Here is a 24,096-nt window from a genome sequence, read left to right as displayed (position 1 = left end):
AATGGACAGCACTGATAACAAGGCCGGCAAAAGCGGGATCGGCTGGGTCTTCGGCTTGCTGGCTTTCTATTTCGTGCTGCAGGTTATCGTCCGCATCGCCATGCCGCCAACGCTCGGCCTCGACGAAGCGGAGCAATCCTTTCGGTCACAATGGCTGGCCGCTGGATACGGGCCACAGCCGCCGTTCTACAACTGGCTGCAATATGCCATCTTCTCGTTCAGCGGCGTCTCCGTGCTGGCGCTTGCGGCGACGAAGAATACGCTGCTCTTCATTTCCTATCTGCTTTACGGCCTGACGGCGCGCCGATTGCTGCGGAACGATGCGCTCGCGGTTATGGCGACGCTCGGGCTTATTACCTTGCCGCAGGTGGCGTTCGAGATGCAGCGCGACCTGACGCATACGGTCGCCGTGTTCTTTTCCGGATGCCTCTTCCTCTACGGCTTCATCCGCGCGCTGCATAAGGGCGATACGCTGGCCTATCTTATTACCGGTGTCGGCATCGGCCTCGGCTTCCTCTCGAAGTACAATTTCGCGCTTCTGCCGATTTCCGCCCTGCTTGCCGTTCTCTTCGATCAGCAGATGCGCAAGCGGGTGTTCGACTGGCGTATTGGCCTGACGGCACTCGTCACCATCGCGATTGCCACGCCGCACCTGTTCTGGCTCAAGGACAATCTCGGCTTCGCCACGGCTCGCACCCTGGAGAAGCTGACGGATAACGACCATGCGAGCTATATCCTGCAGGTTCTGACCGGCACCGGCTCGCTGCTGTTGGCAGTCATCGGCTTTTGCGCCGTCACGATGGTGGTCTTCGCGATCGTCTTCCGCAAACCGTTGCTCACTGCCTTTTCGGGGAGCTCGGAATGGACGCGGCTGTTCGGACGCATGATGCTCTTTTCGATGCTCGGCATTCTCATGCTGGTCTTCTTCGGCGGCGCCTCGCAGGTCAAGGACCGGTGGCTTGTGCCGCTGTTCTTCGTGATGCCGCTCTATCTGGCGCTGAAGATCGAGGCATCGAAGATCGACGCTGGCCAGGCGTTGCGCCGCTTCATGCCGATCGTCGCGATCATCATGATCGCCGTCCCGTCGATCCTCTTCGGCCGGGTCGCGATGGCGAGCTTCAATGGCGATTACGAGCGGCTGAACACGCCGTTCCTGCGCGCTGCCGAAGCGCTGCGGCAGAAGGCCGATCCCTCAGCAATCGTCGCGGAAGGAAGCCTCCTTGCAGGCAACCTCCGCAAGGACCTCTACCCCGTTACCGTCGTGTCGCTCGATTATCCGGGCTTCAAGCCGGATATTGCGATATCGAAGGAACATCCGTTGCTGATCGTTTGGCCAATGGGCACTGCGGGTGAAAGCGGGCTGTCGGCGAAGGCTACGGAATGGCTGAAGCAGAGACCGGATCTCGCGGGTGCGATTCCCGAGATCTCGACCATCGACGTTCCCTATTTCTATGCCCACAAGGGCGACACCTACCGGTTCGGCTATGCGCTGATCGCGCCGCCTGCCCCCTAACCCCGCAATTCCTTCCACGCCGCATCCAGCGCGATCTTCGTGATCCGCGCCATCTCGTCGACCTCCGCATGGCTGATGATCAGCGGCGGCGAGGCGAGCATGCGGTCGGCGGTGGCGCGCAGCACCAGGCCGTTGGCGAGCGCGTGGTTGCGCACCAGCGAGCCGATGGCGTCGGGCTTTTCGAAGCGGGTGCGGGTCTTCTTGCCGGCGGTGAGCTGCAAGGCGGCCATCAGGCCGACGCTTGCGGCTTCGCCGACGAGGTCGTGATCGGCGAGTGCGCCCCAGGCTTTCGCGAAATGGGGGCCGATGTCGTCGCGGACGCGCTCGACCAGTTTCTCGTCCTCGATGATGCGCAGGTTTTCCAGCGCGGCGGCGGCGCAGACGGGGTGGCCGGAATAGGTGAAGCCGTGGTTGAAATCGCCGACATCGTTGATCAGGACATCGGCGACGCGGTCGGACACCAGCACGCCGCCGATCGGCAGGTAGCCTGAGGACAGGCCCTTGGCGATCGGGGCAAGATCGGGCTCGACGCCGTAATATTGATGGCCGAACCATTCGCCGAGGCGGCCGAAGCCGCAGATCACCTCGTCGGTGACCAGCAGGATGTTGCGCGCCTTGCAGATGCGGGCGATCTCCGGCCAGTAGGTCTCCGGCGGGACGATGACACCGGCAGCACCCTGGATCGGCTCGGCGACGAAGGCGGCTACATTCTCCTCGCCGAGCTCGTCGATCTTCGCTTCCAGCTCGCGGGCGACCTTCAGGCCGAATTCGGCGGGCGAGAGATCGCCGCCCTCGCCGTACCAGTAGGGCTGGCCGATATGGACGATCCCCGGGATCGGCAGGTCGCCCTGCTCGTGCATGTATTTCATGCCGCCGAGGCTGGCACCGGCGACGGTCGAGCCGTGATAGCCGTTCCGGCGGGCGATGACCGTCTTTTTCGAAGGCTTGCCGACGGCGCTCCAATAGACGCGCGCCATGCGGAACCAGGTGTCGTTGGCCTCCGAACCGGAGCCGGTGAAGAAGACGTGGTTGAAGCGATCGCCGGCATGGGCGGTCACCTTCTCGGCGAGCAGCGTAGTTGGCGTGCTCGTGGTGCCGAAGAAGGTGTTGTAATAGGGCAGCTCGTTCATCTGCCGGGCGACCGCATCGGTGATTTCCTTGCGGCCGTAGCCGACATTGACGCACCAGAGGCCGGCGAAACCATCCAGATATTTCTTGCCTTGATTATCCCAGATGTGAACCCCTTCGCCGCGCTCGATGATGCGCGTGCCGTCGGCGTTGAGCTTTTTCATGTCCGAGAAGGGGTGAAGATGATGGGCGGCGTCGAGGGCGGCGAGATTAGAGCGCTGGTAAGTATCGGACATGATTTGCGAAACACCTGCAGAGATTGAAAGGATCTTCCCAATGGGTTACGACCTTGGCCTGCTCAGAGGGGATTTTCAAGATCATGACGGCTGACAAGATGCACGGCAAAGCTGCAACTGACGAGCCCTGGATCGAAATCATGCTTGTCGGCATGAATGGCGACCTGCGCGGCAAGCGCATTCCGCTCGACGCGCAGAAGAAGGTCTGGGCCGGCGAGGTGCGCCTGCCCTCCTCGACGCAGTCGCTGGATATCTGGGGCGACGACAATGACGACATTACCGGCCTGTCGCTGACGATCGGCGATCCCGACGGCCTTTGCATCCCCGACCAGCGCAGCCTGGCACCGCTGCCTTGGGCGCCCGAGGGCTCGATGCAGGTGCTGGCGACGATGCACGAATTCGACGGCAGCCCGAGCTTCATGGATCCGCGCGCCATCCTGGCTTCGGTGCTGAAGCGTTATGACGAGCGCGGATTGACGCCCGTCGTCGCCACCGAGCTGGAATTCTACGTGGTGGAACAGGACTGGCTGGAGACCGGCCGCCCCTCCCCGCCGAAGAAGCTGACCTATCGCGGCGAGCCGAACGGCTACCAGCTCTACGACATGGGCGCGACGGATGCGCTCGACGACTATCTCAAGACCGTGCGCGGCTATGCGAGCACGATGGAACTGCCTGCCGATGCGACGACGGCGGAATTCGGCCCCGGCCAGTTCGAGATCAATCTGCTGCACCGGCCGGATGCGCTGGCAGCCGCAGACGACTGCATCTATCTGAAACGCGTGGCCGAGCAGGCAGCGAAGCGGCACGGCCTGAAATCCACCTGCATGGCCAAGCCCTATTCCGACCATGCCGGTTCCGGCCTGCATGTGCATGCGAGCATCGTCGACAAGGATGGCAGCAACATTCTGGACGCCAAGGGCGGCGAGCCGAAATTGCTGAAGTCAGTCACCGCAGGCATGCTGAAATCGATGCGCGAGGCGCAGCTGATCTTTGCGCCCTTCGCCAATTCCTACCGCCGCTTCCAGCCGGGCTCGTTCGCGCCTGTTGATCTCACCTGGGGCTATGGGCATCGCGGTACGGCGATCCGCATTCCTGACATGAACGGCCCGGCGGCGCGTGTCGAACATCGTGTCGCCGGTGCCGACGCCAATCCGTATCTGCTGCTTGCGGCGATCCTCGGCGGCATGCTGCTCGGTCTCGATGGCGAGCTTGATCCGGGCGAAGAGACGACGCCCTCGCATGTGCCTGAGAATACCGAGCGGCTGACGCATGATTTCCTGACGGCGGTTGAAGCCTTCCGCGCCTCCACCTTCATCAAGGATATCTTCGGCGAGCGCTATCAGAAGCTCTACGGCGATACGAAGTACAAGGAAGCGCTGGCCTATCTGCGCACCGTGTCGGATTTCGACTACTGCACCTACCTGCCGCGGATCTAGAGCGTTTCCTGGTTATATTGAAGCATTCTGCCGGAGCAGGTTTTCGACAGCGCAAAGGCGATTGGCGAAGGGCATATCCCTAGGTACGGTCGAGCCAATCGCCTTTGATCCTGGCGGAAAGATGCCTGGCCCCTGCGGGGTTGGCTGAAACGGGCCGCCTGATCGACCGGCTGGCTTGGCCGTAGATCTGGGCTACGACGCGCGCCAGCCGGTTGACCATCCGACTCCGTTTGAGCCAACAGAATGCTTCAATATAACCAGGAAACGCTCTAGGCGGCAGGTTCGCGCCGTTCCGTCTCGTCGTTCTGCGCGGCGAGCCCCTGCCGGACGAGAACCTTGAGTTCTTCCGGGTGCAGCTGCAGGCGGATGTCGCGCTCGAGCGGCAGCAATTCGCCATCCATGACGCAATTGGATTTGGCGCGCATCTTCGGGAAATGCAGATGCACTTCGGCCGGATGCATCACCATGACGTCGGCGTTGTCGCGCACCTTGCCGCGCAGCATGTCGAAGGCGAGCCTCGCGACGCCCATCGGCCGCAGCGGTTTCGCAGTATAGAAGCCGAGCTCGCCGCTGCGCAGATTGTCGGCATAGAGCAGCGCGTTTTCGCCGAAGGGATTGTTGGAGACCGAAACAGCGGAGACACGGCGGCGCTCGCGGACACCCAGCGCCTCGAACTCGACCTCGAATTCCGGCGGGTTCATCACCACGCCGAAGGCGGCGCGGGTGCTGGCGCGCATCTTTCCGAGGCGGGAGCGGTAGCTGTAGGAATTGCGGTAGCGCACCATGCGGGCGTGAAGACCAGCAGAGAACTGGTGGATGAACGGGCGGCCGTTGGCGCTGGCGATATCGACATGATCGACCTCGCCGAAGGCCAGTGTATCCAGCGCCTGCCAGATATCGAGCGGTACCTTCAGCGAGCGGGCGAAAAGGTTCATCGTGCCCGCCGGAATGACGCCGAGCGCCACGCCGTTCTTCCAGGCGATCGAGGCGGCGGCCGAAATCGTGCCGTCGCCGCCACCGGCAACGATGCCGTCGATATCGTCGCGGCGGGCGGCGCGTTCCATGGCCGGAACGATCTCCTTGCCGGGAAAGACGATGGCTTCGAAGTCATGGCCAGCCTCGCGGAATGTCGCCTCGGCCTGCCGCTCATAGGCTTCCATATCCGTGGTGCGGAACGTGCCGCCATCCTTGTTAAAAAAACCGACAAGCTTCATGCTGTATCCATGCCCCCACGGCGAGTTACAAATCACAGCTAGAGATGGTTTTGCGATGGGCGATTTCAAGCGCGCAGCTAGTTTGCGCAGTGCGGCGGCAAGCCTTGGCAAATGCTAATAATGCAATGGACGTATGCCGATAACAGGACGCTGCACTGCAAAAAATGCACTCGACGCTCTGCCGCCAATCAGGGATAGAATGCAAGATGGAGGCACGTACCTCCCTTCCCGCCATAGACAGGCCGACACCGGAGCCGAACGCTTCCGGTGAACCGCTTTTTGATACATGCCCAAGGAGCTCCCGTGAGCCAGATCGCCGTAGACGATTCCCTCGATGCACCGGTTGCGGAGGCGCCTTCGCCGATGGCGGTTGCGCTGGTGCAGCTGGCGCTTGCCTGCGGCGGCTTCGGCATCGGTACCGGTGAATTCGCGATCATGGGCCTGCTGCCGAATGTGGCAGGCACCTTCTCGGTCACCACGCCGCAGGCGGGTTACGTGATCAGCGCCTATGCGCTCGGCGTCGTCATCGGCGCGCCGGTCATCGCCGTGCTTGCGGCGAAGATGGCGCGGCGCTCACTGCTTCTGCTGCTGATGGGCATTTTTGCCATCGGCAATATCCTGAGCGCGATGGCGCCGACCTTCGAGAGCTTCACGCTGCTGCGCTTCATCACCGGCCTGCCGCATGGCGCCTATTTCGGCGTGGCGGCGATCGTTGCCGCGTCGATGGTGCCGGTTCACAAGCGGGCGCGCGCCGTCGGCCGCGTCATGCTCGGCCTGACGATCGCCACGCTGCTCGGCACCCCGCTTGCCACCTTCTTCGGCCAGTCGCTTGACTGGCGCATCGCCTTCACCACCGTCGGCGTCATCGGCCTCGTGACCGTGGCGCTGATCTGGACCTACGTGCCGCGCGATCAGGTGGAGGAAGGCGCAAGCTTCATGCGCGAGCTCGGCGCCTTCAAGCGCCCGCAGGTGCTGCTGACGCTCGCCATCGCCGCTGTCGGCTACGGCGGCATGTTCGCGATGTTCAGCTATATCGCCGATACGACGATGAAGGTGGCGATGCTGCCGGCCAGCATGGTTGCGGTGATGATGGTGCTCTTCGGCGTCGGCATGAATGTCGGCAACGTGCTCGGCTCCTGGCTCGCCGACAAGTCGCTGATGGGCACGATCGGCGGCTCGCTGATCTTCAACATCGTCGTGCTCAGCTGCTTCTCGCTGACGGCCGCCAATCCGGTCATGCTCGCCGCCTGCGTGTTCCTGACGGGCTGCGGCTTTGCGGCCGGCCCTGCCCTGCAGACCCGCCTGATGGATGTCGCCGCCGATGCGCAGACGCTGGCGGCCGCTTCCAATCACTCGGCCTTCAATATCGCCAATGCGCTCGGCGCCTGGCTCGGCGGCCTCGTTATCGCCTGGGGCTACGGCTACGCCTCGACGGGTTATGTCGGCGCTTTCCTGTCGTTCCTCGGTATCTTCGTCTTCGCGGCGTCGCTACGCCTGGACCGCCGCAGCCGCAGCGCCTGAGGCTTCGCGCAATTCCATGCCATCGGGGCGGCAGAACACATGTTCGTCGCCCCAGGCAGCCAGCGCCCGGATGACCGGCTTCAGCGTCTCACCGAGCGGCGTCATCGTATATTCGACGCGCGGCGGCACGACCGGATAGACCTTTCGCGAGATCAGGCCGCAATCCTCAAGCTCGCGCAGCTGCTTGGTCAGCATGCGCTGCGTCACCGCCGGAAGCTTGCGGCGCAGCTCGTTGAAGCGCAGCGTGCCATCCATCAGATGGAACAGGATCACGCCTTTCCACTTGCCATCGAGAAAGCTCAGCGTCGCCTCCACCGGGCAGCCGGGGAAGTTCTTCGTCAGCTTGGCGCGGGGCAGAGACATTTCACGGTATCCTTTTGGGTACTACGTACAGAATTTGTGCATTCTTGCGTTAACAGAGCATAAGACGCATCTAGCCACTGTGCAACAAACACAGGAGTTTCCCATGCGCGCCGTCGCCTACAAGACCCCACAGCCGATCGCGGCAGAAACCTCGCTCGTCGATGTCGAGCTGCCCGTTCCCGAGGCCACGGGGCATGACCTGCTGGTCGAGATCAAGGCCGTCTCCGTCAACCCTGTCGACGTCAAGATCCGCGCCAATGTCGCGCCTCCATCAGGCGAGCTGAAGGTCATAGGCTGGGATGCGGCGGGTATCGTCAAGGCGGTCGGCCCGGATGTGACGCTGTTCCAGCCGGGCGACGAGGTCTTCTATGCCGGCTCGATCACCCGCCCCGGCTCCAATGCCGGATTCCATCTCGTCGATGAGCGCATCGTCGGCCGCAAGCCGAAGACGCTCGATTTTGCCCCAGCAGCAGCCCTGCCGCTGACCTCGATCACCGCTTACGAAGCGCTGTTCGACCGGCTCAAGGTGCAGGATGCCGTGCCGGGTGCCGCCCGGTCCCTGCTCATCATCGGCGGCGCTGGCGGCGTCGGCTCGATCACCATCCAGATCGCCCGCGCGCTGACCGATCTCACCGTCATTGCCACCGCCTCGCGTCCGGAAACGCAGGAGTGGGTGAAGGAACTCGGCGCGCATCACGTGATCGACCATTCGAAGCCGATCGCCGCGCAGGTGGCCGCCCTCGGTATCGGCGCACCCGGCTTCGTCTTCTCGACCACCAATACCGACCAGCATCTGGCCGAAATCGTCGAAGTGATCGCGCCGCAGGGCCGGTTCGCGCTGATCGACGATCCCAAGGTGCTCGACATCATGCCTTTCAAGCGCAAGGCGATCTCGGTGCATTGGGAGCTGATGTTCACCCGGCCGATCTTCGGCACGCCTGACATGGTCGAGCAGCACAAGCTTCTCAACACGATTTCCGAGCTCGTCGATGCCGGCAAGATCCGCACGACGCTGACCGACACAGTCGGCACGATCAACGCCGCGAACCTGAAGAAGGCGCATGCGATGATCGAGACCGGAAAGACCAGGGGCAAGGTCGTCCTGGCAGGTTTCTGATCGGCTTTTCGTCCGGAAATATCCGGTAAATCATAATCGCAAAGAATGCCGCGCCGGATGGTGCGGCATTCTGCCATTAAGCACATATCCCAGTTGACTTTTTTAGCGTTCAGGACCACCTGTTTCTGACGCGGACGGCGCTGCGCTGGACGCGGATATCAACGGAGCCATCATCACGATGCCAAGCGACAGTAGCAGTCGATTGCCTTTGCCGTACGCGGCCCTTTCGCGCTGACCTGGATGCTCCGGGCTCGCCCGATCGGACGCTACGGCGGATCGACGGAAAGGCGAGCTAATGAATATCAATCGCTTCCCCCTGCGGGCCGGCAATGCCGCGCGCGCTTTCATGACCAACAATAAAGTTGCGACCATCGCCGAACGCGTCGAGTCGCTGAATGCACTCGCCCCGGCCGAGGTTTCACGCATCCTGTCGCGCATGCCGCAGGAATACGCGGTCAACATTCTCGACCGGCCGGAACTGCGCAACGCCTCCACCGTGCTGGCGCTGATGGACCGCGCCGATGCTGCACGCCTGCTGCACGGCATGTCCAACGACCGTGTCGCCGACGTTCTGCTCGAGCTCGACACCGATACCCGCACCCGGCTGTTCAACAGCCTGGAAGAGCCGGTGCGCGTCGCCATCCAGCACCTGATGGGCTATCCGGCCCGCACCGCGGGCAGCATCATGACGACCGAGTTCGTCAGCGTGCCCGGCAACTGGACGGTCGAGCAGACGCTTGCGCATGTGCGCCATGTCGAGCGCTCGCGCGAGACGGTCTATGCGATCTATGTGCTGGATGAGAATTCCGGCGCGCTGCTGCATGTCGTGACGCTGCGCCGCCTGATCACCGGCGAACCAGACGCCTCGATCCTGACCGTCGCCCAGAAGGGAACGCCGGTTGCCGCCGATCCGCTGATGAAGCAGGAAGACGTGGCACGGCTGATCCGCAAGCACGACCTGCTGGCGCTGCCCGTCGTCGACGATCACGGCCTGATCCTCGGCATCGTCACGGTCGACGACGTGATCGATACGATGATTGCCGATACGACCGATGGCGCCCAGCGCTTCGGCGGCATGGAGGCCCTCGGCAAGCCCTACATGAAGATCAGCTTCGGCGGCATGATCCGCAAGCGCGCCGGCTGGCTCTGTGCCCTCTTCCTCGGTGAGATGCTGACGGCAAGCGCCATGCAGCATTTCGAGGGAGAGCTCGAGAAGGCCGTCGTGCTGACGCTGTTCATCCCGCTGATCATGAGCTCCGGCGGCAATTCCGGCTCGCAGGCGACATCGCTGATCATCCGAGCGCTGGCCGTGGGCGAGCTGAAGCTTTCCGACTGGTGGAGGGTGCTGATCCGCGAACTGCCGACCGGCGTCGTGCTCGGCGCCATCCTCGGCCTTGTCGGCATGCTGCGCGTGTTCTTCTGGCAGAGCGCTGGGCTCTACGATTACGGCCCGCACTGGGTTCTGGTCGGGATCACCGTGTTTGCAGCGCTGATCGGCATCGTCACCTTCGGTTCCGTATCGGGCTCGATGCTGCCCTTCGTGCTGCAGCGGCTGAAGCTCGATCCGGCAACGGCATCGGCTCCGTTCGTCGCAACGCTGGTCGACGTGACCGGACTGGTGATCTACTTCTCGGTCGCCCTGATGATCCTCACCGGGACGCTTCTCTAGAAGCGATCGGCAGGCAGAGCGGCGTGCCGTCGACAGGGTGCGGCACGACCGCCGCATCCACTCCGAACACCGCCTTGATAAGCTCCGGCGTCAACAGCGCGCCGGGGCTTCCCGATGCGTGGATGCCGCCATCGGCAACGGCGATGATGTGATCGGCATATTGTGCCGCGTGGTTCAGGTCGTGGACGACCATGACGACGGTGCGGCCGCGATTGCGGTTCAGGTCGCGCAGCAGTTCCAGCACTTCCAGCTGATGGGCGATATCGAGATAGGTGGTCGGCTCGTCGAGCAGCAGAATCGGCGTTTCCTGCGCCAGCGCCATGGCGATCCAGGCACGTTGCCGCTGACCGCCCGAGAGACGCTCGAGCGGGCGCGAAGCGAGATCGGAAAGACCGGTAGCGGCAAGCGCCCCGTCGACGATCTCCTCGTCATGTGCTGAGGTACGCGACAGCAACCCCTTGTGCGGATGGCGGCCGAAGCGGCAGAGCTGGCGCACCGTCAATCCATCGGGCGAGACCGGGCTTTGCGGCAGCAGCGCCAGCGCCTGGGCGATCGCCCTGCCCTGCATCGCCGAGATCTTCTTGCCGTCGAGATAGACCGTTCCAGAAGCGGGTTCGATGATGCGGCCGAGCGCCTTCAGCAGCGTGGACTTGCCGCTGCCGTTTGCGCCGATCAGCGCGGTGATCTTGCCATCGGGGATCGAGACATCGACATTCTCAAGCACGCGGATGGCCGCGTAGCCGAGCGTCAGCTTCTCTCCGGCAAGGCGGGATTGCGCGGCGCTACTCATGGCGGCCGGTCTCCTTGATGAGCAGGAAAATCAGATAGGGACCGCCGATGACGGCGGCGACGATGCCGGCCGGGATCTCATTCGGCAGCGCCACCAGCCGCCCCGCCAGATCGGCAGCGGAGAGTGCGACCGCCCCCATCAGTGCGCTGGCGGGAACGAGATGGCGGGCACGCGGACCGACCATCAGCCTTGCCGCATGCGGCGCCAGCAGGCCAAGAAAGCCCATGCTGCCGACGCTGGCGACCGCACCGGCGCAGAGCAGAACGGAGACGACGATCAGGCCGCCGCGCAGCACGCCCGGCGACATGCCCAGACTGATCAGCGTATCGTCGCCGAAGCCCCCGGCATCAAGCCTGGAGGCGGCGATCAGGATCAGCGGCAGGCAGGCGACAAGCCACAGGCTGAGGATCAGCACATCGGTGGCGGAACTGCCATAGACGCTGCCCGCCAGCCAGACCATCGACTGATCGGCGCGGGTCGGGAAGATCACCATGACATATTGCATCAGTGCCTGGGCCAGCATGCCGAGCGCCACGCCGACGAGTGCGAGCGCCGCAATGCCGCCGCCGAAGGCGCGGCCGATGACGAGCAGCAGACCGGCGCCGATGACGGCGCCGAGAACCACACCTGATGGGATCGACCAGATCGCCCAGGCCGGTGGCGTCAGCATGCCCGCCAGGAAAGCGCCGAGACCGGCGCATTTGGTGATGCCGACGACATCGGGCGACGCCAGCGGATTGCGCAAGGCGCCCTGCAGGAAGACGCCTGCGAGACCGAAGGATGCGCCCGCGAGAATGGAGACTGCGACGCGCGGCGCCCGGTATTGCATGACGATGAAGGCATTCTTGCCGCCGCTGATGCCATCGAGCACCTGCGCGATGCTGAGCGTGACCGCGCCAACGGTCATGCCGAGGATGGCCAGAACGGCGATCAGGACGGCGATGGTGAGGCAGACCGTCAATGCCCGGGTATTTCTTGCGGCAAGCGCACTCATCGGACCCGCTGCCTCCAGAGGATCAGCAGGAAGGCCGGAGCACCGACCAGTGCGGTGACGATGCCGACGGGCATCTCAGAGGGAAAGGCAGCGATGCGGCCCGCAAGATCGGCGGCATTCAGCAAGAGCGGACCGGCAATGGCGCTGAGCGCGATGACGGTGAACTGGTCGCCGCCGACGAGCCTGCGGATGATATGCGGCACAAGCAGGCCGATGAAACCGATCGGCCCGCTGACGGCAACGGCGGAACCGGCGAGCACGACGATCAGCGCCGCAGCCAGCCCGCCGACGCGGCGCGCATTCTGGCCGAGCGACACGCCGGTCGTGTCATCGAGCGCCAGCACGCCGAAATGGCGGCCGGCCAGCAGCGCGGTGCCGCCACCGAGGATCGAGAATGGCAGGACGATCCAGACCTTCTCCCATTGCGCGCCGTTGATCGATCCGGCGAGCCAATAGACGATATCCTGCGCCGCATTGTTGGCGATCAGGATCGCTTGGACGAGTGCGGCAAGCACGAGCTGGATCGAAATGCCGGCGAGCGCCAGCTTCATGTCGTTCATGGCGCCCGAGACCGACAACGCCCACATGGCGAGGCCGACGGCCGCCGCACCGGCAAAAGCGGGCCAGACGGTGCCCGCGCCCTTCAACTCCGGCAGCGCGATGAGGCAGAGGACGATGACCAGCGAGGCACCGGCATTGATGCCGAAGGTCTGCGGCGAGGCGAGTGGATTGCGCGTCAGCGTCTGGATCAGGACGCCGGCGACCGCCAGGTTGGCGCCGACCATGACGGCGAGCAGCGCCCGCGGCAGGCGGACATCCCAGACGAGCGCGCTATCGGGCGAGCCATCGGGAGATAAGAAAAGCGACAGAGCTCGGAGAACCGGCAGCTCCGAAACGCCGAAGGATATGGCGGCAATGATGACCGCAGCGAGCGCGGCAAGCAGCAGGCAGCCGAGCGCGAGCGGCTGCATCCGCCGCTCTTCAACGCTTCGTGCTGCCGCCGCTTTGCTCACCGCTGTCAGGCCTTGTAGACCTTGGCGAGGATTTCGCGGGCGATCATCTCGGCGGTCTTCAGCCCGCGGAAACGCGAGAACTGGTTGCGATCGACCTCGAAGATGTTGCTGTCCTTGACGGCCGAGATGTTTGCAAAGGCGCTGTTGCCCTTCCACTGGTCGAGCACCGTGCCACCGGCATCGGTCGCGACCAGAAGCACATCGGGATTGACGGCGATCAGGCGCTCGAGGCCCGCCCCGCTTTCCACTGCGTCGGAAGAATCGACCGCAGGCGTCAGGCCCATCGCCTTGAAGACGGAGCCGGTGAAGGACGAGGATGTGTGGAGGCTCATGGAATCGGGCGTCGCGACGGCCAGTAGGAAGCGGCGCTTTTCACCGGCCGGGATCTTGGCGACCAGCGCGGCGACGACTGCCTCGTGATCGGCCACCGCCTTCTCGCCCTTCGCTTTGTCGCCCAGCGCATCGGCGATGGTGACGACGCCTTCCTTGATCGTCTGGTAGCTGCCTTCCCAGCTGTTCAGGACGATGGTGGGCGCGATGGCGCTGAGCTGCGCATAGATTGCCGAATGGCGGATTTCGTCGGCGATGATGAGATCGGGCGTCAGCGCGCTGACAAGCTCGAGGTTCGGCTCCAGACGGGTGCCGACCGAGCTGTAAGCGATCTTCTTGCCGAGAAGCTGCTCGATGCGCTTCGGCTGGTTGTCGTCGGTGATGCCGACGGGCACGACGCCGATCGCATCGAGAGACTGTACGAAGGAGAATTCGAGCGCCACGACGCGCTGCGGCTTGCCCTTGATCTCCGTGGAGCCGAGCCGATGCTCGATCGTGCGGGCGGCGTCATCGGCAAAAGCCGGGCGGGCAACCAGCGCAGTACCGGCGGCGCCGAGGAGAAGGCCGAAATTGCGGCGGGATATCGGGTTCTGAAACAGGCTCACATCAAACTCCCAGCTGAAAATTGCGGGAGGCGGGTCCCGCTTCAAAATTCCGCTACAGAATTGACGTGCAGACTTCAAGTAAAGTTTACAAAAACTCTCACCTTATTTTTTCTCAGGCAGTTTCAGGGCGCCGTGGGTCTTCATGCTGCGGATCGCGAAGTTCGAGCGGATGTCGCTGACATTGGGCAAGGTCAGCAGCGTTTCGGTCAGCAGACGCTCATAGGCGGCGAGATCCTCGACCACCACCTCGGCCAGAAAATCGGCCGTACCTGAGATCAGGAAGCAGGAGACGATTTCGGGGATTGCCAGAAGCGCGGCCTGCTGCGCCTCGGAATTCTCGCGGGTATGATGCGCCACCTTGAACTCGACGAACACGGTGAGCCCAAGCCCGACCTCCTTGCGGTCGATATCGGCGCGGTAGCCGCGGATGACGCCCGACTTTTCGAGGTTGCGGATACGGCGCAGACAGGGCGACGGAGAGAGGTTCACCTTCTCGGCGATCTCCACATTGGTGGCACGCGCATCCTCCTGAAGGCATTTGAGGATGGCGATATCGAATTTATCGAGATTTGGCATATCCGATAACTTTTAGAGATGATCTTGGCAGATAATTGCCAGTATCACGATTTCCTTGCCATAGATAGCAAGGACATGCCGGGGCCTTCCGGCCTATCTTCTTTCCAGCCGGAGATCATCCGGACCACGGAAAGGATAGAGCCATGGCCATCAGCCTCACCAACGACAAGTCCCCGTCCCTGCTTCCCGGCTATGCGGGCGGTACGGTGACCGTGCTTATCTGGGCCTCGTGGTTCCTCGCGACGCGCCATAGCGCGGCGACGCCGCTCGGCTCGATCGATATCGGCCTGATCCGCTACGGCATTCCAGCACTCGTGCTGGCGCCGGTCTGGCTGAAGACCGGCTTGCTGCCGAAGGGCCTGCCGCTGCATCTCTTGGCGCTGATGGTTGCGGGTGCCGGTGCCGTCTTCTTCCTCGTCACGACGCTGGCGATCCATTCGACGCCTGCCGCCTCATCCGGCATCCTGCTCGGCGGCTCGATGCCGCTTGCAACAGCCGTTATCGGCATCCTGCTCTTCGGCGAACGGCCCGACATCACCCGCAAGCTCGGCCTTGCGGCGATCGTCGGCGGCGTGCTGATCCTGCTGATCGAAAGCCTTGCCGATGCATCGCTTCCCTGGACAAGCTTCGTCATGCTTCCTGCCGGTGCCGTGCTCTGGGCAAGCTATACCCATGCCTTCCGCCGCAGCGGCCTGACGGCCCTGCAAGCAAGCGCCCTCGTCGCCATCTGGTCGTTCTTGGTGATCGCCGTCCTTGCCCTCGTCTTCGGCACCTCGCTGGCACAGGCAAGCGCTGCCGATCTCGGCCTGCAGGTGCTGAGCCAGGGCGTGCTTTCGGGATTGGTGGCGATGGTCGCCTATGGCACTGCGGTCAAGACGCTCGGCGGCACACAGGCCGCAGCCTTCACCGCACTCACGCCCGTTCTCGCCACGATCGGCGGCGGCATGTTGCTCGGCGAACCCGTCGGCATGGCGGAGATCGCCGCCGCCGTCATCACCGGCATCGGCGTCGCGCTCTCGACGGGCATTGCGGCCAGACGCCGCTAGTCATTCCTCACATGAAAAGCCCGGCTGAGACGCCGGGCTTTTTTTGCATTCAAGCCTGCATCACTACGACCTTGGCGCCAGGCGCGACGCGATCATAGAGATCGATGACATCATGGTTGAGCATGCGGATGCAGCCACTCGACATCGCAAGGCCGATCGACTGCGGCTGGTTGGTGCCGTGGATGCGGAAATGGGTGTCGTTGCCGCCGCGGTAGAGATACATGGCGCGGGCGCCGAGCGGGTTGTTCGGGCCGCCCGGCATGCCGCCGGCGAGCCTGCGGTAGCGCTCTTCACGGCGCTGCATGTTTTCGGTCGGCGTCCAGCTCGGCCATTCCGCCTTGCGCCCGACATAGGCGCCACCGGCAAAGGCGAGCCCCTCGCGGCCGACGCCGACGCCATAGCGCATCGCCCTGCCATCGCCGAGGATGTAGTAGAGGCGGCGGGCGGGCGTGTCGACGACGACGGTACCGGCATCATAATTGGAGACGTAGGACACTTCCTGACGGCGCAGTTCCGGCTCGACCTTGTCGAGCGGCATGGCCGGAAGCGGAAACTTCTCGGCCGGAAGGGCCGCATAGTTGGCGCGATGATCAGGACCGCTCGACGCGCATCCGGCAAGAAGTGCGGAAACGCCCAGAACGAAACCGCGGCGGGAAATCGACATCGAAACAGGTCCTTAACGTTCGGTTGTTGCGACCGAAGTTAATGAGATTATGGTTAATGAACTGCTAAGCGCGACCGTGGAAGTTGAGTTCGAAGAGCATGAAATAAGGGCTCGCCTCGACATGGCGCACTGGAAAGCGCATCATTTGCTGTCGTTTTCGATGAGGGACGGGAGATGAGAACAACCGTTACGCTGGATGACGCCCTGATCGAGCGGGCACAGGAAGTCACTGGCATCCACGAAAAATCAGCGCTGCTGAAGGAAGCGCTAACAAGGCTCATTCAACAGGACGCTGCGCAGCGAGTCTTCATGCTGGGCAGCAGTGCGCCCAACCTCGAGGCCCCGCCCCGCCGCCGCTGGAATCTGGACGGCACCTGGGGTGACAACGACAATCAGGATTAGGCGGCGCCGTCAGGTTCTGATCCCCTCGGCGCCGAGATCCAGGGACCGATCGCGACCGGTCCCACACCTCACATATTCGGATAAACCGGCCCCTCGCCGCCCTGGGGCGGGACCCAGTTGATGTTCTGGTTCGGGTCCTTGATATCGCAGGTCTTGCAGTGGACGCAGTTCTGGGCGTTGATGACGTAGGTATCCTTGCCGTCCTTCTCCACCCATTCGTAGACGCCGGCCGGACAGTAGCGGGTCGAGGGACCGGCATAGATGTCGTGCTCCGACGACTTCTGCAGCGCCATGTCCTTCACCTGCAGATGCACCGGCTGGTCTTCCTCGTGGTTGGTGTTCGACAGGAACACCGAGGAGAGGCGGTCAAAGGTGAGCACGCCATCCGGCTTCGGATAATCGATCTTCTTGTGCTGCGAGGCAGGTTCCAGGGAGGCGGCGTCGGTCTTGCCGTGGCCGAGCGTGCCGAAGAAGGAGAAGCCGAACAGCGTATTGGTCCACATGTCGAGACCGCCGAGGCCGATGCCGACAAGCGTGCCGAACTTCGACCAGAGCGGCTTGACGTTGCGGACCTTCTTCAGGTCCTTGCCGATGGCTGTCTTGCGCCATTCGTTCTCGATCTCGACGACCTCGTCATTGGCGCGGCCGGCAGCGATCGCATCGGCGATCTTCTTGGCGGCGAGCATGCCCGACAGCACGGCGTTATGGCTGCCCTTGATGCGGGGAACGTTGACGAAACCGGCCGAGCAGCCGATCAGCGCACCACCCGGGAAGGTCAGCTTCGGCACCGACTGGTAGCCGCCCTCGGTGATGGCGCGGGCGCCGTAGGAAAGCCGCTTGCCGCCCTCGAAGGTGCCGCGGATCGCCGGGTGCGTCTTGAAGCGCTGGAATTCCTCGAAGGGATAGAGATAGGGGTTCTTGTAGTTCAGGTGCACGACGAAGCCGACGGCGACCATGTTGTCTTCGAGGTGATAGAGGAACGAGCCGCCGCCCGCCGCCATGCCGAGCGGCCAGCCGAAGGAGTGCTGCACCAGACCCTGCTTGTGGTTCTCGGGCTTGACCTGCCAGAGTTCCTTGATGCCGATGCCGAATTTCTGGGGCTCGCGATCCTTCTGCAGATCGAACTTGGCAATGAGCTGCTTGGCGAGCGAGCCGCGCACGCCCTCGCCGATCAGCACATATTTGCCCAGCAGCTCCATGCCGCGGGTAAAGTTCGGGCCGGGCTCGCCGTTCTTCTCGATGCCCATGTCGCCGGTGGCGACGCCGATGACGGCGCCCTCGTCGTTGTAAAGCACTTCGGTGGCGGCAAAGCCCGGATAGATCTCGACGCCGAGCGCTTCGGCGTGGCCCGCCAGCCAGCGACAGACGTTGCCGAGCGAGACGATGTAATTGCCATGATTGTTCATCAGCGGCGGCATCAGGGCATTCGGCAGACGGATGGAGCCGGCGGGGCCGAGCACCAGGAAGTGGTCGGCATTGACTTCGGTCTTGAAGGGATGGTCGCTTTCCGAGCGCCAGTCCGGTAACAGACGGTCGATGCCGACGGGATCGACGACGGCGCCCGAGAGGATATGCGCGCCGACTTCGGCGCCCTTCTCCAGCACGACGACCGAAAGATCCGGATTGACCTGCTTCAGGCGGATCGCGGCCGACAGGCCGGCCGGTCCACCGCCGACGATCACCACGTCGAATTCCATGCTTTCGCGTTCCGGAAGCTCAGTCGTCTCGGTCATATCAGTCAGGTCTCCGCTCGGCCGTTCGTCCGGCCATATTCCCCATCTGGGGTAATCTCTTGTCAAAACCGGAAAGCATTGTCGAGCCGGGAAGCGACAGCCAATCCCCCAATTCGCACAATGATTTCCTCCGTGCTCATAAACCTATTTAACGTTTACGTTCACGTCAATTATGCGACGCCGATTTTGCGTCTCTCTGCGCTTTCCTTTCCCACTGGCGGCGCCTTATACAGAAGCACGACATCAGGAGGACATCATGGATCTCGGCATCAAGGGCAAACGCGCACTCGTTCTGGCTTCATCCCGCGGCCTTGGCCAGGGGATCGCAGTGGCTTTGGCGCGCGAGGGCGCAAACGTGCTGCTCTGCGGGCGCAGCGGCGAGCAGCTGGAAGCCAATTGCAAGGCGATCAATGCCGAGGGCAACGGCAAGGCCGACTGGATCTGGGCCGATCTCGGCGACGAGAACTTCGTCGCGACGGTGACGGCGGCGGGCAAGGAGAAGTTCGGTGGCCTCGATATCCTCGTCAACAATACCGGTGGCCCGACGCCCGGCACGACCGAGGAGATGAGCGCCGAGAAGCTCGAGACCTATTTCGTCTCGATGGTGCTGCGCGTCATCACGCTGACCAACGCGTTGCTTCCCGGCATGAAGCAGCAGGGCTGGGGCCGCATCCTGACGGTCGCCTCCTCCGGGGTCATCGAGCCGATCGCCAACCTGGCGCTCTCCAATACGCTGCGCCCTGCCCTTGCGGGCTGGAGCAAGACGCTGGCTTCCGAGATCGCCAGCCATGGCGTCACCACCAACCTGCTGCTGCCGGGCAGCATTCTGACCGGCCGCCTCGACGAACTCGATGGTGCGGCAGCAAGACGCACCGGCAAAAAGATGGACGAAATCCGCTCGGAAAAGGAAGCGCGCATTCCAGTTGGGCGCTACGGGAAGGTCGATGAGTTTGCGGCGACGGCGGCGTTTTTGTGCAGCGAACCAGCAAGTTACATCACGGGGTCATTGATCCGTTGTGATGGTGGAGCGGCCCGCTCAGTGTAGTCGACTGATGTAGCGACCCAGTATATATTAGTCACGGACTAATATTACGGAATGTTCATTACGAAAATTTAAGCTGTTATAAACGCTTAGTGATCGTAAGCGGCGAATAATGTCTTTTTTGCGCCGCAAAATAAGCGGCTCAGTTAGAGCATAGAATTCGCCCCATTCTGTTTAAAACCGGTCTCGCTCATGAAGAAATTCTGGATCACAGTCAGCGTCGTTGCAATTGCCGCAGTCGGCCTCTGGCAGTTCGGCAATCGCATTCCCTATGCACAGCAGATTCCCTATCTTTCGAAACTGATCAAACAGCCCGCCCATGGCGGCGGCAAGGGAGACGGCGGCGCAGCTGGCGGCGACCAGCAGGCTGCGGCCGGTGCATCGCAGGATGGCGGCGGCCACCAGGGCGGCGGCGGCGGCAATGGCGGACATCGCCGTGGCGCCGGCGGCCCGACTGTCGTCAAGACAGTTGCCGCCGCGCAGGCTGCGTTGCCGATCGATGTTGGCGCATCCGGCTGGGCGGTTGCCGAAGACAATACGACGATCGCCGCGCAGGAACAGGGGCTGATCGTCAGCATCAATGTCCAGGATGGCGCGACCGTCAAATCCGGCGATCTGATCGCCAAGCTTGACGACCGCTCGGCAAAGGCCGCCGTCGACAAGGACAATGCGATGATCGTTCGAGATCAGGCGACGCTGAACGGCGCCGAGATCGCACTTGCACGCGCTCAGGACCTTGCCGATCAGAAGGCCGGCACGCAGCAGAGTTCAGATCAGGCCAAGGCGACCCGCGATAGCGCAGCCGCCACCGTCGAGGCCGACAAGGCGGCGCTTGCCGCCGACCAGATCACTCTCGATCATACGGAAATCCGCGCCCCATTCGATGGCCGCCTTGGCGACGTGGCGATCAGCGACGGAGCTTTCGTCAATGCGGGATCGGCGATCGTGACGATCGCAAAGTACGATCCGATCTATGTGCAGTTCAATCTGCAGGAACGCTATCTGCGGGAGATGAAGACGGCACTTGCCGCAGGCCCGGTCGATGTCAGCACCGCGCCCGATTCCGCAAAGGGCGAAGTCCGCAAGGGTGCAGTCAGCTTTTACGACAATACCGTGGACAAGGCTTCGGGCACGATCGCCGTCAAGGCGCGGTTCGAGAATGCCTCCGGCGCCCTCTGGCCCGGCCAGTCGGTCAATGTCGTCGTCCACTTCGAGAACAAGCAGCAGCAGGTGGTCGTGCCGACGGTCGCCGTCAGCCCCGGCCCGGACGGTTTCTTTACGTTTGTCGTCAAGGACGGGAAGGCGCAGCTGACGCCTGTCACGGTGGCCCGATCCAACGGCGATTTCTCGGCGATTTCGGCAGGCATTTCGGCCGGTGACCACGTGGTAATCGAGGGCCAGGGCCAGCTGAACGACAAGCAGGCAATATCAGAACAGTTCGACGACAAGGCGCTGAACGTTGCTTCAGCCGCCGACACGATGCAGCAGCAAACCCAAAATGCTACCGCGGGGACTGAGGAATGATTCCGAATTTCTGCATCCAGCGCCCCGTCGCCACGACGCTTCTGGCGATCGGCGCCGTCCTTGCCGGTCTCGCGGGCTACCAGCTCATTCCGGTTGCCGCCCTGCCCCAGGTCGACTTTCCGACGGTCAACGTCTCCGCACAGCTGAACGGCGCATCGCCGCAGACGATGGCGACTTCGGTCGCCACGCCGCTGATCAAGCAGTTCGAGACGATCCCCGGCATCAGCGAAATCAGCGCTTCCAGCTCGCTCGGCAATACCAGCATCGTGCTACAGTTCGATCTGAACCGTAACATCGATGCGGCGGCCGCGGACGTGCAGGCCGCGATCTCGCATGCGACACGCCAGCTGCCCGACAATCTGACGACGCCGCCGAGCTACCGCAAGACCAATCCGGCCGACGCGCCGGTGATGCTCATGTCGGTGCAGAGCGACACCCTGCCCCGCAGCAAGCTCGACGAAATCGCCGAAGACATCATCTCGCCGTCGCTCTCGACACTTCCAGGCGTTGCTGAAGTAACGGTCTTCGGTGCACAGACCTACGCTGTGCGCGTCGAGGCAGATCCCAACAAGCTGCAGGCTCGCGGGATCGGCATCGATACCGTCAACAAGGCGATTGCTGCTGCCAACAACCAGAACCCCGTCGGTACGCTGCAGAACAATGCACAGACACTGACGATCAATGCCAATACGCAGCGCACGAACGCTGCCGAGTTTCGCTCGCTGGTCATCGCCTCGCCGAACGGCGCGGCGATCCACCTCAGCGATGTCGCAGACGTGCAGGATGGCGTCGAGAACCAGAACACCGGCAGCTGGTATGACGGCCAGCGCGGCATTATTCTGGCGATCCAGCGCCAGCCCGACGCCAATACCGTCGATGTCGTCGATGCGATCAACGCCAAGCTGCCGCAGCTGCATGCCGAAATCCCGCCATCGGTCAAAACCGTCGTCATGAACGACGCGGCAACGCCGATCCGAGAAGCGATTTCCGACGTCAAGTTCACGCTGCTTCTGACGATCGGCCTCGTGGTTCTCGTCATCTACCTGTTCACCGGCCATCTGACCGCAACGATCATTCCGGGCCTCGCCGTACCGCTGTCGCTGATCTCGACCTTCGGCATGATGTATGTGCTGGGCTACAGTATCGACAACATCTCACTCTTGGGGCTAACGCTCGCGGTGGGCCTCGTGGTCGACGACGCCATCGTCATGCTGGAAAACATCCTGCGACACGTCGAGGACGGCATGCCGGTCCGCGAGGCGGCGATCAAGGGGGCGGCTGAAGTCAGCTATACGATCATCTCGATGTCGGTCTCGCTGATCGCGGTCTTCATCCCGATCCTGTTGATGGGCGGCGTCGTCGGGCGCGTCTTCAACGAATTCGGCATGGTCGTCGCCATCGCCATCGTCTCGTCGGCGATCGTCTCACTGACGGTGACGCCGATGCTCGGCTCGCGACTCTCCAACAACCACAGCCGTCCACCCCTCCTGGTTCGTATCTTCGACGCCGGATTCGAGCGGACATTGCGCGGTTACGACCGCGCCGTCGGCTGGTGCCTGAAGCACCACATGACGGTCATCGGCGTATTCTTCGCGTCGATCGCGCTGACGATCTACCTGTTCATGACGCTGCCGGCGAGCTTCTTCCCGCAGGAAGATATCGGCCGCCTGCAGGTCACCACCCAGGCACGTCAGGATATCTCCTATCCGGCGATGGAAGCGCTGCAGAAGCAGGCGGCCGCCGTCGTACAGGCGAACCCGGCCGTCAATCACGTCATGTCGACAGTCGGCGGCAATGCCCGCAAGCCGTTGAACAGCGGCACGATCTATGTCGAGCTGAAGGACAAAGACAAGCGTCCGCCACTCGACCAGACGCTGCGTGAACTGCGCACGGCGATCAACAAGATCCCAGGCCTGCAGGCATTCGTGACGCCGAACCAGAGCCTGCGCTTCGGTGGCCGCCAGACTGCCAGCCAATACCAGCTGGTCGTTCAGGCTCTCAACGCCGATCAGACCAATCTCTGGGCAGGCAAGATCCAGAGCGCGCTGCGCCAGGATCCGCGCTTCACCGATGTGACGACCGACGCCCAGAACAACGCGCTGCAGGCCAATATCGTCATCGACAGCGAAAAGGCTGCCGCCTACGGCATCGACAATGACGACCTGCGCACGACGCTGCAAGAAGCTTTCAGCAGCTACACGGCCGCCGAGATCCAGTCGACCGGCGACAGCTACGACGTCATCGTCGAATACGACACGAGCAAGCCATGGGACGACCAGAAGCTTGCCGAAATCCGTGTTGCCTCGTCGAATGGCAGCCTCGTACCGCTGTCGAACTTTGCGCATGTGCAGCGGACCACCGGCCCTGTCACCATCAACCAGACCGGCCAGCTGGTCTCGACCACCGTGTCCTTCAACCTGCCAGCAGGGGAATCGCTCGGCGATGCCACCGTGGCGATCGATCAGATCAAGAAGGATATCAACATGCCGGCCGACGTGTTCACCAGCTATGGCGGCACGGCGCAGATCTTCGAGCAGTCACAGGGCAATACGCCTTACCTGATCCTGGCGGCGGTCCTGACGATCTATGTGGTGCTTGGCGTTCTCTACGAGAGCTTCATTCATCCGCTGACGATCCTGTCCGGCCTGCCGGCCGCGGCACTCGGCGCGCTCCTGGCGCTGAAGGTCATGGGCCTCGATCTGTCGATCATCGCTCTCATCGGCCTGTTGATGCTGATCGGTATCGTCAAGAAGAACGCGATCATGATGATCGACGTGGCGCTGGAAAACCTGAGGTCGACATCGATGTCGGCCTCAGAAGCGATCCACGAAGCCTGCGTCCGCCGTTTCCGGCCGATCATGATGACGACCTTCTGCGCCCTGCTCGGCGCCCTGCCGATCGCGCTCGGCACCGGCGCCAGCTCGGAACTGCGCCAGCCGCTCGGTATCGCCGTTGTCGGCGGCCTGCTGGTCTCGCAGGCGCTGACGCTGTTCATCACACCGGTGATCTTCGTCGAGATGGGCCGCTTCGAAAACTGGCTCGGCCGGCTGTTCAGCCGCAAGAAGAAGCATGACACGCCGGCCAACGAGGATGGCGAGCCCGAGGCACGGGCGGTCGCTGCCGAATAAGACAAAAGGGCGCCTCCGGGGCGCCCTTTTCATTTGGTGGCCTGAGCCTTGC

20 protein-coding genes are annotated in these 24,096 nt (G+C 63.0%); 10 read left to right on the top strand and 10 right to left on the bottom strand.

Annotated elements, in window-relative coordinates; all coding sequences use genetic code 11:
- Position 1 precedes the first annotated feature (1 nt).
- Positions 2-1,513: a glycosyltransferase family 39 protein gene (locus ACEN84_RS14935; RefSeq protein WP_413709118.1), complete on the top strand. Its 1,512-nt coding sequence runs from the start codon at positions 2-4 to the stop codon at positions 1,511-1,513.
- Here ACEN84_RS14935 and ACEN84_RS14930 read toward each other — a convergent pair.
- Positions 1,510-2,877, bottom strand: coding sequence for an aspartate aminotransferase family protein (locus ACEN84_RS14930; protein WP_413709117.1), 1,368 nt, complete (start codon positions 2,875-2,877; stop codon positions 1,510-1,512). The two genes, ACEN84_RS14935 and ACEN84_RS14930, sit on opposite strands and share 4 nt — an antisense overlap.
- A gap of 83 nt (positions 2,878-2,960) precedes the next feature.
- On the opposite strand from ACEN84_RS14930, the gene ACEN84_RS14925 reads away from it, so the two are divergent.
- Positions 2,961-4,313: a glutamine synthetase family protein gene (locus tag ACEN84_RS14925; RefSeq protein WP_413709116.1), complete on the top strand. Its 1,353-nt coding sequence runs from the start codon at positions 2,961-2,963 to the stop codon at positions 4,311-4,313.
- Positions 4,314-4,582: 269 nt separating this feature from the next.
- Here ACEN84_RS14925 and ACEN84_RS14920 read toward each other — a convergent pair whose 3' ends face one another.
- Entirely contained in the window at positions 4,583-5,527 is a 945-nt protein-coding gene (locus ACEN84_RS14920) for a diacylglycerol/lipid kinase family protein (protein ID WP_413709115.1), read from the bottom strand.
- Between the two features lie 303 nt (positions 5,528-5,830).
- Between ACEN84_RS14920 and ACEN84_RS14915 the strand changes: the two genes are divergently transcribed.
- Positions 5,831-7,048 carry an MFS transporter gene (locus tag ACEN84_RS14915; protein ID WP_413709114.1) on the top strand — a complete coding sequence of 406 codons (1,218 nt, stop codon included), beginning with the start codon at positions 5,831-5,833 and terminating at the stop codon, positions 7,046-7,048.
- Here the strand turns inward: ACEN84_RS14915 and ACEN84_RS14910 are convergent.
- Positions 7,016-7,411, bottom strand: a complete 396-nt coding sequence (locus tag ACEN84_RS14910) for a winged helix-turn-helix transcriptional regulator (protein WP_413709113.1) — start codon at positions 7,409-7,411, stop codon at positions 7,016-7,018. The two genes, ACEN84_RS14915 and ACEN84_RS14910, sit on opposite strands and share 33 nt — an antisense overlap.
- A 103-nt stretch (positions 7,412-7,514) precedes the next feature.
- Between ACEN84_RS14910 and ACEN84_RS14905 the strand changes: the two genes are divergently transcribed.
- Together ACEN84_RS14905 and mgtE are read left to right on the top strand one after the other, a co-directional pair.
- Positions 7,515-8,528: a zinc-binding alcohol dehydrogenase family protein gene (locus tag ACEN84_RS14905; RefSeq protein ID WP_413709112.1), complete on the top strand. Its 1,014-nt coding sequence runs from the start codon at positions 7,515-7,517 to the stop codon at positions 8,526-8,528.
- 295 nt (positions 8,529-8,823) lie between these two features.
- On the top strand, positions 8,824-10,197 hold the full coding sequence (mgtE, locus tag ACEN84_RS14900; RefSeq protein ID WP_413709111.1) for a magnesium transporter: 1,374 nt from the start codon (positions 8,824-8,826) through the stop codon (positions 10,195-10,197).
- Here mgtE and ACEN84_RS14895 read toward each other — a convergent pair.
- The 5 genes from ACEN84_RS14895 to ACEN84_RS14875 form a co-directional block, all read right to left on the bottom strand.
- Complete coding sequence (locus ACEN84_RS14895) at positions 10,178-10,987, bottom strand: ABC transporter ATP-binding protein (RefSeq protein ID WP_413709110.1); 810 nt, start codon at positions 10,985-10,987, stop codon at positions 10,178-10,180. The two genes, mgtE and ACEN84_RS14895, sit on opposite strands and share 20 nt — an antisense overlap.
- Positions 10,980-11,981 carry a FecCD family ABC transporter permease gene (locus tag ACEN84_RS14890; protein WP_413709109.1) on the bottom strand — a complete coding sequence of 334 codons (1,002 nt, stop codon included), beginning with the start codon at positions 11,979-11,981 and terminating at the stop codon, positions 10,980-10,982. Before ACEN84_RS14890 ends, ACEN84_RS14895 begins: the two co-directional genes overlap by 8 nt.
- Entirely contained in the window at positions 11,978-12,952 is a 975-nt protein-coding gene (locus tag ACEN84_RS14885) for a FecCD family ABC transporter permease (RefSeq protein ID WP_413709108.1), read from the bottom strand. The genes ACEN84_RS14890 and ACEN84_RS14885 overlap by 4 nt, the downstream gene beginning before the upstream one ends.
- Positions 12,953-12,999: 47 nt before the next feature.
- Complete coding sequence (locus tag ACEN84_RS14880) at positions 13,000-13,929, bottom strand: ABC transporter substrate-binding protein (protein ID WP_413709107.1); 930 nt, start codon at positions 13,927-13,929, stop codon at positions 13,000-13,002.
- A 102-nt stretch (positions 13,930-14,031) separates the two neighbouring features.
- Positions 14,032-14,505, bottom strand: coding sequence for an Lrp/AsnC family transcriptional regulator (locus ACEN84_RS14875; protein WP_112719631.1), 474 nt, complete (start codon positions 14,503-14,505; stop codon positions 14,032-14,034).
- A gap of 143 nt (positions 14,506-14,648) precedes the next feature.
- Between ACEN84_RS14875 and ACEN84_RS14870 the strand changes: the two genes are divergently transcribed.
- The gene (locus ACEN84_RS14870; protein WP_413709106.1) at positions 14,649-15,551 is read left to right on the top strand and encodes a DMT family transporter; all 903 of its coding nucleotides are present in this window, start codon (positions 14,649-14,651) and stop codon (positions 15,549-15,551) included.
- Positions 15,552-15,600: 49 nt separating this feature from the next.
- On the opposite strand, the gene ACEN84_RS14865 is transcribed toward ACEN84_RS14870, so the two are convergent.
- Positions 15,601-16,215, bottom strand: a complete 615-nt coding sequence (locus tag ACEN84_RS14865) for a L,D-transpeptidase (protein ID WP_413709105.1) — start codon at positions 16,213-16,215, stop codon at positions 15,601-15,603.
- A gap of 174 nt (positions 16,216-16,389) precedes the next feature.
- Between ACEN84_RS14865 and ACEN84_RS14860 the strand changes: the two genes are divergently transcribed.
- Positions 16,390-16,617, top strand: a complete 228-nt coding sequence (locus tag ACEN84_RS14860) for a type II toxin-antitoxin system VapB family antitoxin (RefSeq protein ID WP_413709104.1) — start codon at positions 16,390-16,392, stop codon at positions 16,615-16,617.
- Between the two features lie 68 nt (positions 16,618-16,685).
- On the opposite strand, the gene ACEN84_RS14855 is transcribed toward ACEN84_RS14860, so the two are convergent.
- Positions 16,686-18,350, bottom strand: coding sequence for an electron transfer flavoprotein-ubiquinone oxidoreductase (locus tag ACEN84_RS14855; RefSeq protein WP_413709103.1), 1,665 nt, complete (start codon positions 18,348-18,350; stop codon positions 16,686-16,688).
- Between the two features lie 256 nt (positions 18,351-18,606).
- Here ACEN84_RS14855 and ACEN84_RS14850 point away from each other — a divergent pair, with 256 nt between their 5' ends.
- The 3 genes from ACEN84_RS14850 (at position 18,607) to ACEN84_RS14840 (ending at position 24,044) form a co-directional block, all read left to right on the top strand.
- Entirely contained in the window at positions 18,607-19,395 is a 789-nt protein-coding gene (locus ACEN84_RS14850) for an SDR family oxidoreductase (protein WP_413709102.1), read from the top strand.
- A 189-nt stretch (positions 19,396-19,584) separates the two neighbouring features.
- Positions 19,585-20,916 carry an efflux RND transporter periplasmic adaptor subunit gene (locus ACEN84_RS14845; RefSeq protein WP_413709101.1) on the top strand — a complete coding sequence of 444 codons (1,332 nt, stop codon included), beginning with the start codon at positions 19,585-19,587 and terminating at the stop codon, positions 20,914-20,916.
- Entirely contained in the window at positions 20,913-24,044 is a 3,132-nt protein-coding gene (locus tag ACEN84_RS14840) for an efflux RND transporter permease subunit (protein WP_413709100.1), read from the top strand. The genes ACEN84_RS14845 and ACEN84_RS14840 overlap by 4 nt, the downstream gene beginning before the upstream one ends.
- Positions 24,045-24,096 lie beyond the last annotated feature (52 nt).

Source organism: Rhizobium sp. Rhizsp82 (genome assembly GCF_047325115.1).
In the GTDB taxonomy this organism is placed as follows: Bacteria; Pseudomonadota; Alphaproteobacteria; order Rhizobiales; family Rhizobiaceae; genus Rhizobium.
The sequence above is the reverse complement of the archived record's forward strand: the minus strand, read 5'-3'. Positions and strand labels throughout refer to the sequence as shown.